We start from the raw sequence: 17,136 nt of genomic DNA on the forward strand, positions 1-17,136 counted from the left end.
ACAAACTTTGCGCACCTAAACACAGCGTATACTGAATGCAAACCGGATTTGAAACATATTGCCCAAAAACTGAGCATGTTAAGGAGACTTTCTGTGGTATTATTGTCGCAGCAGGTTCCGGAACTCGATTTAAAGGCGAACTACCAAAGCAGCTGTGCAATTTAAACGGGATTCCTGTGTTCCTGCATTCCGTGAACGCCATGGTGCAGCACCCTCAGTGCATTCAATGCATTCTAGTGATCGACGAGTCGTTCCGTGAGCAGTTTGAGGTACATCTCTCTAAGGTGCCGGAGCACCTCCGCGATAAGATAAAAATGGTCGAAGGCGGAAGCGAACGAGCCATCTCAGTATACAATGGAATTCGATTAATCGATCACAAACATTCTACCGGCGTTCTCATCCAAGATGCTGCGCGGCCCGGTCTGACCGCAGGGGTAATAAATTCTTTGCTCCAAGCGCTCGAAACTTATGATGGCGCAGCGCCTGCCCTGCCCGTTTCGGACAGCTTAAAGCGAATGGAAGGAGCTTTCATTGGTTCCGTTGCCCGAGATAACCTCTATCGTATCCAAACCCCTCAAGCATTCCGTAAGGCGTGCCTTCTGGACATGTATACAGGAGACATTAGCGCGGCGACCGACGACTTTACGCTAGCCGAGGCAAAAGGCCTGTCTCTCACTATGGTCAGCGGATCTGAAGCGCTCGGCAAAATCACCTATCAGGAAGATCTAACATTCATGGAGAAGCTTTTGTCCGGAGTACAACACGTTTTTCGATCTGGTCTCGGTTATGACGTCCATGCATTCGAAGACGGCGATGGCGTTATACTTTGTGGGACGTTTATTCCGCATCGCGGAAAGCTGAAAGGGCATTCGGACGCTGATGTTGCATGGCACGCGCTGACCGACGCCATTTTGGGCGCCCTTGCCGATGGCGATATTGGTGATCACTTTTCGCCGTCTGATCCACAGTGGAAAGGTGCACCTTCCTCAGTGTTTCTTGAGTTTGCAGCCAATCGCGTGCGTGAGCGATGCGGAGAGATTGTCAATGTCGATATCACACTCATCTGTGAAGCGCCAAAGGTAAAACCGCACCGTGATGTTATGCGAACGAAAACGGCAGAAATTCTCGGAATTCCAGTCTCGGACGTTGCTGTGAAGGCCACCACAACGGAACGCCTCGGCTTCACGGGCCGCGAAGAGGGTATTGCGGCACAGGCAATTTGTTCGATCCGCCTTCCTTCGCACTCGACAGCCGACTGAAACTCGGCAAGGCTTTACATTCAGAACCAAGGGAGACGTCCGTGTTTTCAGATCGTGTGCTTAACCTAGCCCGCCTTGTCCTCGATGACGCCCAACAACGGCGCCTGAAAATCGTCGCAGCAGAGAGCTGCACTGGCGGTCTTTTGTCGGCAGCGCTCATTGAGATTCCGGGGTCTTCCGCCGTATTCGAACGTGGCTTCATTACCTATTCGAATAAAGCCAAAGAAGAAGTGCTGGGCGTGCCCGGTGATATCATCGCGGATTACGGCGCAGTGAGCGAGGTTGTCGCTCGATATATGGCCGAAGGCGCTCTCGAGGAAAGCAGGGCGAACGTTGCGATCTCAATCACCGGCGTTGCCGGACCGGGCGGCGGCACACGCATGAAGCCAGTCGGAACAGTCCATTTTGCGCTGGCTCGCGAGAACGCACCGATCAGACACCGTCAGGAAAACTTCGGGGATATCGGACGTTCGGAAATTCGTGTCGCGAGCGTCGAGATCGCGTTGGAGATGCTTCTCGAAAGCGTTTCAGGACGCTGAAGTACGTCCATACCGACGATCCGCTTCACTCACAAATGCCGCCATAATCCGGTTCATTGCGAGCTCGAAATTCGTGCTTGCAAGGGCGCGCAAGATCAGGTTCTTGAATTCGAAATCGACGAAAAACTCGACGTCGGTGGCGGCACCGCGTGGAATAAACTTCCATGAATTGTTCAGATGCTTAAGTGGGCCACGCACGAGCGATACTTCAACTGTGCGAGCTTCAACATCGGAAATGACCTTTGTTGCAAAGGTCTCCGAAAATCCCCGAAATCCCACCTGAGCCGTTCCGATACGCTCCGTAGTCGTGCCAGACGAGCTCACCGTCTTCACCGTCATGGATAAAATCCATTTGATGAAGTCCGGATAGGTCTCAATCCCGGATACAAGCTCGAATAGATTGTCGGCCGTATGGTCGATCCTGATGGTACGTCTGACGCGTGTCATGGAGAGTGAACTTAAGCGTCCGTGTTTTTCAGTTGAGCCTGGCGCGCGGCGCGCAGTTGCTGGAAGTCATCGCCCGCATGATAACTCGAACGTGTCAACGGTGACGCGGAGACCATTAGGAAGCCCTTCGCGCGAGCAATAGTTTCAAGCGCTTTGAATTCGTCTGGTGTCACGAACCGGTCCACAGCAGCGTGTTTACGCGTCGGCTGCAGGTACTGGCCAATTGTAATGAAGTCGACACCGGCAGAACGCATATCGTCCATGACCTGCATGATTTCTTCTTTTGTCTCGCCAAGGCCAACCATGAGACCGGACTTTGTGAACTGTTCAGGATCGCGCTCTTTCACGCGCTCCAGAAGACGCAGAGAATGGTAATACCGCGCACCCGGACGAATCGACAGATAAAGGCGCGGCACGGTTTCAAGGTTATGATTGAAAACGTCCGGCTTTGAATCGATTGCGATATTCGCGGCGTCGCCTTTGCGAAGGAAATCTGGCGTTAGAATCTCGATAGTCGCTTGCGGGGCAGCCTCCCGAATTGCGCGTACGGTCTGCGCGATATGTTCAGCCCCGCCATCAGCGAGATCGTCACGGTCGACAGATGTAATAACAACGTGCTTGAGTTCCATTGAGGCAACGGCTTCGCCAACCCGGCGCGGCTCATCGACATCCAGCGCAGCCGGAAGTCCAGTACGGACGTTGCAGAAGCTGCAAGCGCGCGTACACGTATCGCCCATAATCATCATGGTCGCGTGCTTCTGTTCCCAGCACTCGCCGATATTCGGGCAACCCGCCTCTTCACACACCGTAACGAGGTTTTTCTCTTTTACGATCGAGCGCGTCTCGGTGTAACCGGTGCTGACAGGCGCTTTTACGCGAATCCAGTCCGGTTTACGCAGCAGCGGTGTGTCAGGGCGATTACGTTTTTCCGGGTGACGGAAGTCGGCGGACTTGGCCGTCGAAAGGTCACGCGTATCAATGAGTTTGGCCATAGGCTTCAAATGAGCCTTTTCTACCCATTCATCAAGTGGAAACTGACGACTGTTCTGCGCGTTTATGCATAACACTCATGCACTCAGTGACTTTCACGACTAGTGACATAATGTTACACGGAGCGTCACAAAAAGATTACACGGAGAACTCGGATGGCGGCGACCACCTATGAGTTTCGCCCTGGGAGGGCAAAAACAGACCTATTTTCAGCGCTTCTCAAGGCAAAATCTCAGTTTGGTGGCAAACGCGAGATACTTGTCGATGGTGATGGACGAACCCTCACTTACAAAGAGATCGTTCAGGCGTCTTTCGCTCTCGGAAATGCGCTCAAAAAGCTCACGGACAAAGGCGAACATGTCGGTTTGATGCTGCCGACGGGTGCCGGCGCGGTAATCGGCTTTTACGCGCTTGAAGCGTATGGCCGCGTACCCGCAATGTTCAACTTCACGGCGGGTAGCCGCAATCTCAAAGCAGCCGGTAAAGCAGCTCAGGTTACAAAGCTCATTACTGCTCACAAGTTTGTCGAACTCGGAAATCTTGAGCCCCTCATCGAGCAATTGTCGGAAGACTTCGAAATCATCTATCTGGAGGATGTTCGCGAAGGGCTTTCTCTGGGTGACAAAATCGCAGCCGGTCTCGGCCCTATCTTTCCATCACTCTTCAAAGCTTCGCCGAGCTATAAGAGTACGGGCGTTGTGCTGTTCACCTCGGGTACTGAGGGCGATCCAAAAGGCGTCGTGCTCTCTCACGAGAACGTTCTTTCGAATGTCGAGCAGGTCCGCGCACATATAGATCTCTATCCCGAAACCGATATCCTCTTTAACCCGCTTCCAACGTTTCACTGCTTCGGCCTGACCGTTGGCGCAGTGTTGCCTTTGATTGCAGGGATTAAGAGCATCTTCCACCCTACCCCGCTCCAGCCTAGGGAAATCGCTCACCGGATTCGCGATACCGGATCTACGATTCTTCTGGCGACTGACACGTTCATCTCACAATATGCGCGCGCGGGTGACCAAGGTGATCTCGCCACCCTTCGCCTCTCAGTCTGCGGCGCTGAGCGTGTGCGCGATGAGACTCGCCAGATGGTGCGGAAAAAGTACAATATCGAAATTCTGGAAGGCTATGGCGCTACAGAAGCCTCACCTGTCGTTGCGGCGAATTCTGTTGGCGGAAACGTTCCCGGCACTGTCGGACAGTTGATGCCAGGAATGGAGCACAAGCTTGAGCCTGTTCCAGGCATTGAAGCAGGTGGCCGATTATTCGTTCGCGGCCCTAACGTAATGAAAGGTTATCTACGTTCGTCAGCTCCGGGTGTATTGGAACCGCCTGTCGATGGCTGGCACGACACCGGTGATATCGTCACTGTTGACGATCAGGGCTTCATCCGTATCCGTGGACGCGTGAAACGTTTTGCAAAGGTCGGTGGCGAAATGGTTTCGCTAGCAGTTGTCGAAAACTGCGCATCAGCGATCTGGCCAGACAATATGCACGCTGCTGCGACCATCCCAGATCCCCGCAAAGGCGAACAAGTCGTTCTTCTATCTGACGCAGAAGCCGTAAATCGCCCTGATCTTCTGGCGTGGGCGCAAAACCACGGCGTCTCAGAACTCGCCGTTCCGCGTAAAGTTTTCCATGTGGAAGAGATTCCGGTGCTCGGCACTGGTAAAGTCGATTATGGCAGCGTCAGTAAAAAAGCGCTTGAACTGGCGGGAGTTACCCCGCCAGAAACGTGATTACATGTGTACGACACGATCATAGGCATCCAGTACGCTCTCATGCATCATCTCTGAGAGCGTCGGGTGCGGGAAGACGGTTTCCATCAGTTCCGCTTCAGTAAGCTCACCTTGGCGAGCCACGACATAACCCTGAATGAGCTCTGTCACTTCTGCACCAATCATATGGGCACCAAGCAGTTCGCCGGTTTTTTCGTCGAACACCGTTTTGATGAGACCTTCCGGTTCGCCAAGCGCGATCGCCTTACCATTGCCAATGAACGGGAACTTGCCCACTTTCACTTTGCGGCCAGCCTCTTTCGCCTTTGCCTCTGTCAGGCCAACTGAAGCAATCTGCGGGTGGCAATACGTGCATCCCGGAATATTCCATGTTTCAAAGGCATGCGGGTTCTTACCCGCGATTTTCTCGACGCAGACAATTCCTTCATGGCTAGCTTTGTGAGCAAGCCAAGGCGGCCCCGTCAGGTCGCCAATTGCGTGGAGGCCCTTAACATTGGTTTGTCCGAAGCCGTTCACCTCAACATGAGTGCGGTCAACTTTTACACCGAGCTCTTCGAGGCCCAGTCCTTCGACATTTCCGACGATGCCGATTGCGAGCACGATACGGTCGTACGACTCTTTCGTCGTCTTTCCGTCTTTGCCTTTTATGGTTGCGCTAATCTGATCCTTACCTGGTTTGACGCCTTCGACTCTCGCACCGGTAACGACATTCATTCCCTGCTTCTGGAATGATTTCAAAGCCATTGCTGAGATTTCTTCATCCTCGACAGGAAGGATACGATCCATCATCTCAACAACAGTGACCTCAGCCCCAAGCGCATTGTAAAAACTGGCGAACTCAATGCCGATAGCGCCTGAACCAATCACCAGGAGCTTCTTTGGCATAGCGTCAGGCACCATCGCTTCTTTGGCAGTCCAGATAAATTTTCCATCCGGCTCAAGACCAGCTTGAGGAACCGTACGCGCACGGGCTCCCGTCGCCAGAAGAACGTTTTTAGGCTCGTAGGTTGTCTCTTTACCGTCTTTGCCCTTCACGATCACTTTCGGTGCAGCGCCGCCTTTTGCAACGCGACCTTCACCTTCAATTACCGTGATCTTATTCTTCTTCATCAAATGCTTCACGCCGCCCGAGAGCTGGCCTGCAATCTGACGAGAGCGTTTGACCACCGCATCAAGATCGAAGTCGACATTGTCGGCTTTCAGCCCGTAAGCCGAAGCATTCTGCATCTGGTGGTAGACCTCAGCCGTGCGGAGCAAAGCCTTGGTCGGAATACAGCCCCAGTTGAGGCAAACGCCCCCCAAAGCATCCCGTTCAACGATGGCCGTCTTCAGACCAAGCTGAGACGCACGGATCGCCGCCACATATCCGCCTGGGCCGGAACCGACGATAATCAGATCATACTTTTCTGACATTTGGTTGTCCTCTCAGCCCGATTACAAGAGCATAGCTTCAGGCGTCTCAACGAAACGCTTAAAGGCTTGCAGCCATTTCGCGCCCTCAGCACCGCCAATTACACGGTGGTCGCATGTAAGGGTCACGCTCAATACGGTTCGTGCGACAATACTTCCGTCATCAGCTACGACAGCGCGCTTTTCACCCACGCCAACAGACATGATCATGCCTTCCGGCGGATTAATTATGGATCCGAACGATTTGATACCGAACATGCCCAGATTGGAGATGGAGAAGGTTCCACCTGTATATTCCTGCGGCTTGAGCTTCCGATCGCGGGCACGTGTTGCCAGATCTTTCATCTCCTCAGAAATCTCGCGAAGTCCTTTGGATTGAGCGTCCCGGATAACAGGCGTGATCAAGCCACCGTCAATCGCCACAGCGACAGAGATATTTGCCGATTTGTGATAGGCGATCCCGTTATCCGTGTAGCTCGCATTACAGTCAGGCTCTGCCATCAGAGCGAGTGCAGACGCCTTAATCAACATGTCGTTCACTGAGACCTTTACGCCTTCAGGCGCAGCCGCATTGATAGCAGAACGCGAAGAGAGAAGCTTATCGAGTTGAATATCCACTTCCAGAGGGAAGTGTGGCACTTGCATGAAGCTCTCGGTCAGGCGCTTTGCGACTGTCTTCCGCATGCCATCAAGCGGAACGAGCTCGTAGCTGTCCGGTGCATAAACGCGGTCATCAAGTACTTGAGGCAGAATGAGACCATCAGGTTTAACCTGCGAAGCTGACGTTTTCGGCTTGGCTGGCGCTCCGGCTTCCACTGCTTCAACATCATTTCGAATGATACGCCCATGAGGTCCGGAACCTTTAACGGACGCGAGGTCGACACCCTTTTGAGCAGCAATACGGCGCGCAAGGGGGCTCGCTTTGATACGGTCATCGCCCTTTTGAGTGGACGCTAGCGCTTTCGGCTTTTCAGGCTCTACTGACCCCGCTTCCGCTGACTCAGGCTCCGTTTTGGCTTCCGGCTTTTCAGCATTGCTATCCTGTTTTGCAGGGGGTTCGTCGTCGCTAGGGGCAGATATCTCGGACGCGTCTTCTCCGTCTTCGGCGAGCATAGCGATAACGGAATTCACCTTAACGCCTTCGGAGCCTTCCTCTACGAGGATTTTGGCTACCGTACCCTCATCAACGGCTTCCACTTCCATAGTCGCTTTATCAGTTTCGATTTCGGCGATTACATCTCCGGAGGCAACAGTGTCCCCTTCTTTGACAAGCCATTTCGCCAGTTTGCCTTCTTCCATCGTCGGAGAGAGCGCCGGCATTGTAATTTCAATAGCCATGACGACCTCCTAAATGCCTTCGCAAACCGCTTTAGCGGCTTTGACGATGTCTTCAGTTCCCGGGAGTGAAAGCGCTTCGAGGTTCGCCGCATATGGCAGCGGAACGTCGGCTTGGTGCACGCGCGCAGGAGGCGCATCAAGATAATCGAACGCCTCATCAATAACGGTTGCTACGATTTCGGCACCAACGCCCATATAGCGCCAGCCCTCTTCACAGCAAACGAGGCGGTTCGTTTTCTTCACGCTTTCTACCACGGTGCCGGTATCGAGCGGCCGAAGCGAGCGCAAGTCGATTACTTCAGCGCTGAATCCCGCTTTGGAGAGCTGCTCTGCTGCCTCAAGGGCGAACCCGACCATACGAGAGTGTGCGACAAGCGTTACATCTGTACCTTCACGGCGGACTTTAGCCTTGCCGATTGGAAGAACCCAATCTTCCAAATCTGGAACATCAAATGTCTCACCATAAAGAAGCTCATGCTCAAGGAAGACAACCGGGTTGGGATCACGGATCGCGGCTTTGAGCAGGCCTTTCGCATCAGCCGCGTCATACGGCGCAACAACCTTCAAGCCAGGCACATGAGCATACCAGGCTGAATAGTCCTGGCTGTGTTGCGCACCAACGCGAGACGCAGCGCCGTTAGGGCCGCGGAACACGATGGAGCAACCCATCTGACCGCCCGACATATAAAGTGTCTTCGCAGCAGAGTTGATGATCTGGTCAATCGCCTGCATTGCGAAGTTGAACGTCATAAACTCGACGATCGGCTTTAGCTTGCCGAATGCAGCGCCAACGCCAAGACCGGCAAAACCATGCTCGGTGATTGGAGTGTCGACGACGCGTTTATCGCCGAATTCGTCCAGCAGACCGCGTGTGACCTTGTAGGCCCCTTGATACTGAGCGACTTCCTCGCCCATTACGAACACGGATTCGTCGCGACGCATTTCTTCAGCCATCGCATCGCGAAGCGCGTCGCGGATGGTGTTTTCCTTGAAGCTTGTGCCTTCCGGGATTTCCGGGTCATTAGACGGCTTGAAGTCAGGCTTTGGACCTGCCGCGTCTTCGGCAACTTCGTCCTGGACTTCTGGTGCTGGCTCGGCGTCGTCATCGTCGCTTTTCGTTTCAGCAGGCTGACTGGATGGCGCTTCCACAGAATCGGCGTCCTCGCCGTCTTCCGCCAGCATAGCAATAACGCTGTTCACTTTGACGTTTTCCGTGCCGGCTTCTACCAGAATTTTGGCAATCGTACCTTCATCAACCGCTTCGACTTCCATGGTGGCTTTGTCGGTTTCAATTTCAGCGATCACATCGCCGGAAGAAACGGTGTCACCTTCTTTGACAAGCCATTTGGACAGTGTGCCTTCTTCCATCGTCGGTGAAAGGGCTGGCATCATGATTTCAACAGACATTACACGCCCTCCGATTCGATAAGTACATCGGTCCAGAGTTCTTTCGGATCCGGCAGTGGGCTCTCTTGCGCAAAATCAACAGACTTAGCGACAACAGCTTTGATGTCTTTATCGATTGCCTTCAGATCATCCTCAGAGGCTTCGCCGGCTTCAATGAGTTGTTTCTTGAGGCCTTCAATCGGGTCATGATGAGAACGTATGTCGTCAACTTCTTCCCGCTTACGGTATTTGGCAGGGTCAGACATGGAGTGACCACGGTAGCGATAGGTTTTCATCTCAAGAATCATTGGGCCCTTGCCGGAGCGAGCGTGCTCAACGGCCTTCATCCCGGCTTCGCGGACTTTCATAACGTCCATGCCGTCTACTTCCATGCCTTCGATCTCGAACGAGATACCGCGCTTGAAGAGCTCAGTCTCAGACGCATGGCGCTCAACGCTTGTGCCCATCGCGTACATATTGTTCTCGATCACATAAACGACCGGTAGCTTCCAGAGTGACGCCATGTTGAAGGCTTCATACACTTGGCCCTGGTTCGTTGCGCCATCACCAAAATAGGTCAGGCAGACGCGGTCGGTTTCTTTGTATTTGTTGGAAAATGCGAGACCGGTGCCGATAGGAACCTGTGCGCCAACAATGCCGTGGCCGCCAAAGAAGTTTTTCTCGCGGGAGAACATGTGCATCGAGCCACCCTTGCCTCGGGAATAGCCTCCTTCGCGACCTGTCAGCTCGGCCATTACACCATCAGGATCCATACCACATGCCAGCATATGACCATGATCGCGGTATCCGGTAACAACCTGATCGCCGTCACCTATACAGTCCTGCATGCCGACGACTACGGCTTCCTGCCCAATGTATAGGTGGCAGAAACCTGCGATAAGGCCTCGACCATAAAGTTGACCGGCTTTTTCCTCGAAACGCCGGATCAAAAGCATGTCTTTGTAGAATTTAAGCTTTTGGTCAGTCGTAATTTTCGCTTTGCGGGGTGACTTACTCAAATTTGTGCTCCCTATTTGGGGAGAACATAACAATTCGCCGCTCAATTGCTAAGACTGAAAAGGTCTTCGTTTTCGGGTTGCAGGGATGTTAATTCGGGAGGCTTCAGAATTAATTCGTTCGGATAAACGAAATGGAACTTCTGACGAGCCAGTTCCTCAATCAGATCATCGTCCAACGAATCTGAGTAAAGCCTTTGAATTTGCGAAGATAATTCGTCGCGACGCGAAACAAGAGAGGAGCGCTCCTGCTCTAGTTCGCGGACATCATCCTGCATACGGCTCCACTGTGAAAGTCCCTGCTGTCCCGCTATTGCATGATAGCCCAGATAACTAATTCCACCGAGCAGAACCAGGCTGACGACAGGAAATTTCATGTAAAAGAGCCTCTTCGCGAACAGTTCGATGAATGTTGCGAAGAGGCGTTATGATTCCGTTAAGCCTTGAGCGTGCGACGGCCTGCGTATACGCCCTGCTCGTCGAGATCTTCCTCGATACGAATCAGCTGGTTGTATTTCGCGAGACGGTCGGAACGCGCGAGCGAACCTGTTTTGATCTGACCGCAATTCGTCGCAACCGCGAGGTCCGCAATCGTTGTATCTTCGGTTTCACCAGAACGGTGAGACATAACAGCGGAATAAGAATTGCGCTGAGCAAGGCTGACAGCATCGAGCGTCTCGGTCAGCGTGCCGATCTGGTTCACTTTGACGAGGATCGAGTTCGCTGCACCTTTTTCGAGGCCCATAGCGAGGCGCTTAGGGTTGGTTACGAAGAGATCATCGCCGACCAGCTGACATTTGTCTCCGATTGCCTGAGTAAGCATTTTCCAGCCTTCCCAGTCATCTTCCGCCATACCGTCTTCGATAGACACGATCGGATATTTCGTCACAAGATTTTCAAGGTAGCGAGCCATTTCCTGAGAGCCGAGCTTTTTGCCCTCGCCCGCCAGAGAATAAATGCCGTCATTGAAAAACTCAGTGGAAGCTACATCGAGAGCGAGAACGCAATCATCGCCTGGCGTATACCCAGCAGCCTCAATCGCTTTCATGATGTAAGCAATGGCGTCTTCAGTTGACGACAGATTTGGAGCGAAGCCGCCCTCATCACCAACGTTCGTATTATGACCATCAGCTTGCAGCTTGGCTTTCAGCGTGTGGAAAACCTCAGCGCCCATGCGGATTGATTCGGCCATGCTAGTCGCACCGACTGGCATGATCATAAATTCCTGAACATCGATCGGGTTGTCTGCATGTTCTCCGCCATTAATGATGTTCATCATAGGCGTAGGCAGCACACAGGCGTTTGCACCACCAACATATCGATAGAGTGGAAGGCCGGAAGCTTCAGCGGCCGCGTGTGCGTTTGCGAGAGACACGCCGAGAAGCGCATTTGCGCCAAGGCGAGATTTATTCTCGGTTCCGTCGAGTTCGATCAGCGTCATGTCCAGACGTCTCTGATCTTCTGATTCCATGCCGGAGAGTGCGTAAAAAATCTCGCCGTTCACAGCCTCTACAGCCTGACGAACGCCCTTGCCGCGATAACGGTCGCCACCGTCGCGCAGCTCGTGTGCTTCGTGTACACCAGTGGAAGCACCGGAAGGAACTGCTGCGCGGCCCATAGAGCCATCTTCCACAGTTACTTCCACCTCGACAGTCGGATTGCCCCGGCTGTCGAGAATTTCACGAGCGTAGATATCAACGATTTCAGTCATTGCGGTCCCTCTTACTTGACGCTGAGAGACCTAATGCACTTAGTCGTCTTTTGGTTCAAGCACTTGTCGACCACGATACATACCTGACTTCAGGTCAATGTGGTGTGGACGACGCAGTTCACCAGAATCCGCATCTTCGATAAATGTGTTGCCTTTGAGACGATCGTGCGCGCGGCGCATGTTACGCTTTGACGGCGTCGTCTTCCGCTTAGGAACTGCCATGTGTCTATTCCTGAGTATTAATCGGGCCGGGCCCGGAAAACCAAAACGCGTCTAATACACCTGATCGCAAAAACATCAACCCGTCTTGAACACGGATCGGCATTTTTCCATCAGTTATCAGACAGACTATATATCAGACCAATCGGCTTTGCGTGACTGCAGCGCCGATAAAGCTGGCGAACAGTGGATGCGGTTCGAATGGTCTGGATTTGAGTTCAGGGTGGAACTGAACGCCAACGAACCAAGGGTGATCCTTAAGCTCGACGATTTCTGGAAGCACACCGTCTGGCGACAGACCTGAAAAAATCATGCCTGCGTCTTCAAGTGCTTCTTTATATTTGATGTTCACCTCATAGCGGTGACGGTGGCGCTCTTCAATGGTTTCCGTGCCATAGGCTTCTGCAACTTTGCTGCCCGGCTTAAGGGTCGCTGGATACGCGCCCAGGCGCATCGTTCCGCCGAGATCACCATCTTTCGAACGGGTTTCGCGAACATTGTCGCGCGTCCATTCTTCGATGAAACCAACGAGAGAGTCGGAAGGTTCGTCATACTCCGTTGTCCCGGCACCCGAGATGCCGGCCAACGTGCGAGCCGCCTCGATGACGGAGAGCTGCATACCGTAGCAAATGCCGAAGCAAGGAATGTCGCGTTCACGCGCGAAACGCGCCGCGCGCATTTTCCCTGCAGCGCCACGTTTACCGAAGCCACCTGGCAGAATAATGCCGTTCAGACCATCAAGTACTTCGAGATCTGCGTTTTCGTCATCTAATGGGGTCGAATCGATCAGCTCGATATTGACCTTCACATTGTTCGCGAGACCGCCATGATTGAGTGCTTCCATGACCGACTTATAAGCATCAGGCAGGACGGTATATTTACCAACCAGGCCGATACGTACTTCGCCATCAGGTTTGCGCAGAATATCTGAGATCTGCTGCCATCGTGTGAGGTCCGGCAGAGGAGCGCCCTTCATACCGAAATGGTGCAACACTTCTGCATCCAGACCTTCATTGTGGTAGGAAAGCGGAACTTCGTAGATGTGAGACACATCAGGTGCTTCGATAACGCTTTCAGATCGCACGTTACAAAAGAGCGCGATCTTACGCTTCTCGTCTGCAGGAATTGGCCGGTCACAACGACAGAGCAGCACATCCGGCTGGATACCGATCGAACGCAGCTCTTTCACAGAGTGCTGCGTCGGTTTCGTCTTCATCTCACCTGCGCTCGGAATATAAGGCAGCAACGTCAGGTGAATAAAGATCGCACGCTCATGGCCGAGCTCTTGTCCGAGCTGACGAATAGCCTCGAAGAACGGAAGACCTTCAATATCGCCAACCGTGCCGCCAATCTCGCACAGGACAAAATCAACGTCGCCAGCATCGCTGAGCACGAATTCCTTAATTGCGTCCGTCACATGCGGAATGACCTGAATGGTCGCGCCCAGGAAATCGCCGCGGCGCTCTTTTTCCAGAATCGTCTGGTAGATACGGCCAGTTGTGATGTTGTCGCTTTGACGTGCGGACACACCTGTAAAGCGCTCATAGTGCCCGAGATCGAGATCGGTCTCGGCGCCATCATCAGTCACGAAAACTTCGCCATGTTGATAAGGCGACATCGTACCTGGGTCGACATTCAAATATGGATCGAGCTTACGCAGGCGAACCCGATAACCACGGGCCTGCAGGAGCGCACCGAGCGCCGCCGATGCAATACCCTTCCCAAGCGAGGAAACCACGCCGCCAGTAATGAAAATGTAACGCGTCATGGACTCGTAGCTTACAGGATTCGAGAAATGATTCGAGTTAGTTTGAGCTTATGCTCAAATTATTCTGTGGGTTGCTGCTCTTCGATGTCTGAAGGCACTGTCAGATCCGATGGAACTTCAGCATCCAGATCCGAAGGCACGCCCGGCTCTGAGCTTTCCGGAATTGCCGGCGAAGTGGAAGGTGACAGGTCGAGGTCTGACGGGAATTGACCCTGCTCGCGGTCAGCCGCTTCGAGCGCATCAGCAAGCGACCCCTGGGACGCGGCAGAGCGCGTCGAAATCGTTGTGAGTACGAGGCTGGTCGCAAAAAAGACAGCGGCAAGAATCATAGTCGTGCGTGTCAGCGCTGACGCCGCACCACGGCCGGACATTAGGCCACCGCCACCGCCGCCACCAATGCCAAGTGCACCGCCTTCAGAACGCTGAAGCAGCACGACACCGATAAGCCCGATACATGCGATGATATGTACGACTAGAATAACGTTTTCCATAACCGCCTACTTTTCCACGGAACCAAAGCGCGTTCCGATACACCCCTCAAATGGTTTAGCCAAGCCCCTAGCGCAAGCTTGTTTTCAGGCTCCGGCAATAATCCCGAGGAAATCTGCTGCTTTCAAACTCGCGCCGCCCACTAGCGCGCCATTCACTTCTGCTACGCCGAGAATTTCCGCGGCGTTCGACGGCTTCACTGAACCGCCATAAAGAAGGCGGACCTTATCAGCGTTCTCGACGCCAATTTCCTGCAACTTACTACGCAGAAAATTGTGCGCAGTATTGATATCAGAAGTCTCTGGAACGAGGCCCGTTCCAATCGCCCATACAGGTTCATATGCTACAACATATTGATCACCCGCAACGCCTGGAGGAATAGAGTTTGCAATCTGGTCGCCAAGAACGCTCAGCGTTTCACCAGCTTCGCGCTGCGCCAGTGTCTCACCGATGCAGACGATGGGTGTAATTCCGGCGCGCAATGCAGCTTCAGCTTTGTCTCGGACGACAGCATTTGTTTCGCCATGATCGGTTCGTCTTTCGGAGTGACCAACGATAACGAAGGTGGCCCCCATGTCCGAGATCATTTCTGCGCTGACATCACCAGTGTGCGCGCCTGATGCATTGGCATGGCAATCCTGGCCTCCTACGGAAATAGCATTTCCATCGAAAACTGAAACCATACGATCAATTAATGTAGCCGGCGGGCAGATGAGAACGTCTACGCTGTAATTGCCTTGTGAAAGCCCTTCCACGAGTAATTCTGCTTCGGTCAGAGACGATTTCAGACCGTTCATCTTCCAGTTTCCGGCAATCAAAGGCTTGAGCATAGCGTATTCCATCTTGAATGAGAGACCAATCCCGCCTAGCAAGCCAGATCGACACGTGCAAGAAAGCAAATAAAGCGATTGGCCGCAGGACTACTTCATGCTCACTCTTTTCCGGAACCTTCTACGTTCAAAAGTTGCCCTCGTGATCATCGGCCTGCTGATCATCGCGATGGCTTCTTTCGGCATTAATGACATTTTCACGCCAAATCTGGGGTCAAGCCTGGCTGCGGTAGGAAACCGGACCGTCGAAACCTCCGATCTTGATCGTGAAGCTGATCTTTTGCTCAATCGCATCAATCAGAATAGCGGCAACAGCACTCGTCAGGATCTCGCTCAAGCCGGCCAGCTTCAGGGGCTGGTTTATCAACTGGCGAACCGGAATATTCAGGCGGAGTATCTCGAACGCAACGGTATTCGCGCATCGGATCAGTCCGTTATTGATGTTATCCGCCAGAACGACATTTTCAGAAGCGCCATTCATGGCGGCTTTGATCGCACCAGCTACATCAATTTTCTGAACGATCGCGGCCAGACAGAAACTGAATTCACACAGTGGCTGCAGGACGACCTGACGTTTCTCGCGATGAGCGATGGTCTCGCGAGCAACGTGCAAGCGCCACAAGGCCTGACCGAGCTGCTTGCAGTATTCTCCGAAGAACGTCGACGGATCGCTTACATCGTAATGCAGGCAGGAGACTTGCCAGAAGCTGTCGAACCACCATCCGAAGAAGAGCTGCGCGAATTTTATGATGCTCAGACCAGCATGATACTGCAACCGGAGCGTCGCGGATTTTCCGTTATCGCCGTTCGCCCTGAAGATTTCATCCATCAGGTCACGATCAGTGGGGAAGAACTGGAAAATCAGTACCTGGCTCAACAGTCACGCTTCACCAGCGCGGGCACCCGAACATACGAACAGTTCGCGTTCGCAGACGAAACAACCGCGCGCCAGGCGCTCGGTCGCCTACTTGGTGGCGAAGATCCTCAAACAGTTGTCGCGACGTTTAACGGCCGCCAGCTTCCTACAGAAACCAATTTGCGTTCCGCTATCTCCAGCATCGATCTGGCAACTGCAGTCTTCGATACGCCTGTCGACGTATGGAACGGTCCGATCCAGGCTGCCAATGGCCAGTGGATAATCGTACGCACGACTGACGACATTCCTGGCGAAACGACCCCGCTCGAAGACGTCGCGGATACACTCCGTGCTGAAATCACCGAGTACAAATCATCGCGTCTTTATGCCGACTCTTTCGACTTAATCGATGATGCCGTTGGATCAGGCGGTACAATTCACGAAATCGCAGAGATGATCTCATCGCCGGTCTACACATTCCCGCCGGTTGATGAGCGTGGATTTACCCGTCAGGGCCGCCGTGTCGGCGCCCTTCTCGAGGTTGAGGGCGCTCTGGAACTCGGTTTCCAGCTTTATCCAGATGAAATGAGTTTCCGCGAAGACGGTGGTGACACGCAGTACATTATTCGGCTGGACGAGACGGTCGTGTCTTACCTTCCTGAGTTTGAAGAGATGCGAGACGAACTTTACGACGTTGTTTACGCGCAGAAACGTCAAGCCGCAGTCACCGAATACGCTGAAGCCATGATGGAGCGCATCAACCAGGGAGCATTCCTGAATGCAGAAGCTCAGCAACTCAATCTTGAAGTTGATCGTCCACCCATGGCCATTGCACGTTCATCCGGACCACAAATTGGCTTTCCTCCAGAAGTGATGGCGCGAATCTTCGGGAGCGAACTGGATCAGGCATTTTCTATCCCGCTTCAGCGCGGTTACTTCATCGGCGTCGTTGAAGCCATTGAGGTGCCACAGGGCGAACAAAGAACAGCAGCATCTACTCCAATCAGGTCCAATCTAAATCAGATGATCGCAGGAGAATTCGAACAAGCCGTTTTCGACGTGGCACGCGAAAATGTGAATACCCAGATCAACGATGCTGCGATCACGACCTATCTCGAACAATACCAACCGGTGCAGTAGTT

At 53.2% G+C, this 17,136-nt stretch carries 16 protein-coding genes; 4 read left to right on the forward strand and 12 right to left on the reverse strand.

The window, feature by feature from the left end; all coding sequences use genetic code 11:
* The first annotated feature begins 35 nt into the window (after window positions 1–35).
* Window positions 36–1,259, forward strand: a complete 1,224-nt coding sequence (gene ispF / locus G523_RS21300) for a 2-C-methyl-D-erythritol 2,4-cyclodiphosphate synthase (protein ID WP_022695451.1) — start codon at window positions 36–38, stop codon at window positions 1,257–1,259.
* Between the two features lie 41 nt (window positions 1,260–1,300).
* Window positions 1,301–1,798 carry a CinA family protein gene (locus G523_RS0112760; RefSeq protein ID WP_022695452.1) on the forward strand — a complete coding sequence of 166 codons (498 nt, stop codon included), beginning with the start codon at window positions 1,301–1,303 and terminating at the stop codon, window positions 1,796–1,798.
* Here the strand turns inward: G523_RS0112760 and G523_RS0112765 are convergent.
* Entirely contained in the window at window positions 1,787–2,245 is a 459-nt protein-coding gene (locus G523_RS0112765; protein WP_022695453.1) for a type II toxin-antitoxin system RatA family toxin, read from the reverse strand. The two genes, G523_RS0112760 and G523_RS0112765, sit on opposite strands and share 12 nt — an antisense overlap.
* Before the next feature lie 11 nt (window positions 2,246–2,256).
* The gene (gene lipA, locus G523_RS0112770; protein ID WP_022695454.1) at window positions 2,257–3,237 is read right to left on the reverse strand and encodes a lipoyl synthase; all 981 of its coding nucleotides are present in this window, start codon (window positions 3,235–3,237) and stop codon (window positions 2,257–2,259) included.
* Between the two features lie 153 nt (window positions 3,238–3,390).
* Between lipA and G523_RS19275 the strand changes: the two genes are divergently transcribed.
* Window positions 3,391–4,971 (forward strand): AMP-binding protein, encoded by a 1,581-nt coding sequence (locus tag G523_RS19275; RefSeq protein ID WP_022695455.1) that lies wholly within the window; start codon window positions 3,391–3,393, stop codon window positions 4,969–4,971.
* Here G523_RS19275 and lpdA read toward each other — a convergent pair whose 3' ends face one another.
* From lpdA to tpiA, 10 genes are all read right to left on the reverse strand, one after another.
* The gene (gene lpdA / locus G523_RS0112780) at window positions 4,972–6,384 is read right to left on the reverse strand and encodes a dihydrolipoyl dehydrogenase (RefSeq protein ID WP_022695456.1); all 1,413 of its coding nucleotides are present in this window, start codon (window positions 6,382–6,384) and stop codon (window positions 4,972–4,974) included. It abuts the gene before it with no gap.
* A 21-nt stretch (window positions 6,385–6,405) separates the two neighbouring features.
* The gene (locus tag G523_RS0112785; RefSeq protein ID WP_022695457.1) at window positions 6,406–7,719 is read right to left on the reverse strand and encodes a pyruvate dehydrogenase complex dihydrolipoamide acetyltransferase; all 1,314 of its coding nucleotides are present in this window, start codon (window positions 7,717–7,719) and stop codon (window positions 6,406–6,408) included.
* Between the two features lie 9 nt (window positions 7,720–7,728).
* Window positions 7,729–9,126 carry a pyruvate dehydrogenase complex E1 component subunit beta gene (locus tag G523_RS0112790; protein WP_022695458.1) on the reverse strand — a complete coding sequence of 466 codons (1,398 nt, stop codon included), beginning with the start codon at window positions 9,124–9,126 and terminating at the stop codon, window positions 7,729–7,731.
* Window positions 9,126–10,124 carry a pyruvate dehydrogenase (acetyl-transferring) E1 component subunit alpha gene (pdhA, locus tag G523_RS0112795; RefSeq protein WP_022695459.1) on the reverse strand — a complete coding sequence of 333 codons (999 nt, stop codon included), beginning with the start codon at window positions 10,122–10,124 and terminating at the stop codon, window positions 9,126–9,128. The genes G523_RS0112790 and pdhA overlap by 1 nt, the downstream gene beginning before the upstream one ends.
* Window positions 10,125–10,165: 41 nt before the next feature.
* Window positions 10,166–10,498: an FtsB family cell division protein gene (locus G523_RS0112800; RefSeq protein WP_022695460.1), complete on the reverse strand. Its 333-nt coding sequence runs from the start codon at window positions 10,496–10,498 to the stop codon at window positions 10,166–10,168.
* A 59-nt stretch (window positions 10,499–10,557) separates the two neighbouring features.
* Complete coding sequence (eno, locus tag G523_RS0112805) at window positions 10,558–11,832, reverse strand: phosphopyruvate hydratase (protein ID WP_022695461.1); 1,275 nt, start codon at window positions 11,830–11,832, stop codon at window positions 10,558–10,560.
* Window positions 11,833–11,871: 39 nt separating this feature from the next.
* On the reverse strand, window positions 11,872–12,054 hold the full coding sequence (gene rpmF, locus G523_RS0112810; protein WP_022695462.1) for a 50S ribosomal protein L32: 183 nt from the start codon (window positions 12,052–12,054) through the stop codon (window positions 11,872–11,874).
* 133 nt (window positions 12,055–12,187) lie between these two features.
* On the reverse strand, window positions 12,188–13,819 hold the full coding sequence (locus G523_RS0112815) for a CTP synthase (RefSeq protein ID WP_022695463.1): 1,632 nt from the start codon (window positions 13,817–13,819) through the stop codon (window positions 12,188–12,190).
* 59 nt (window positions 13,820–13,878) lie between these two features.
* Window positions 13,879–14,310, reverse strand: coding sequence for a preprotein translocase subunit SecG (secG, locus tag G523_RS19280; RefSeq protein WP_022695464.1), 432 nt, complete (start codon window positions 14,308–14,310; stop codon window positions 13,879–13,881).
* 84 nt (window positions 14,311–14,394) lie between these two features.
* On the reverse strand, window positions 14,395–15,138 hold the full coding sequence (tpiA, locus tag G523_RS0112825; protein ID WP_233347302.1) for a triose-phosphate isomerase: 744 nt from the start codon (window positions 15,136–15,138) through the stop codon (window positions 14,395–14,397).
* Between the two features lie 97 nt (window positions 15,139–15,235).
* Here tpiA and G523_RS0112830 point away from each other — a divergent pair, with 97 nt between their 5' ends.
* The gene (locus G523_RS0112830; protein WP_022695466.1) at window positions 15,236–17,134 is read left to right on the forward strand and encodes a peptidylprolyl isomerase; all 1,899 of its coding nucleotides are present in this window, start codon (window positions 15,236–15,238) and stop codon (window positions 17,132–17,134) included.
* Window positions 17,135–17,136: the final 2 nt, after the last annotated feature.

This window comes from Ponticaulis koreensis DSM 19734 (genome assembly GCF_000420665.1).
In the GTDB taxonomy this organism is placed as follows: Bacteria; Pseudomonadota; Alphaproteobacteria; order Caulobacterales; family Hyphomonadaceae; genus Ponticaulis; species Ponticaulis koreensis.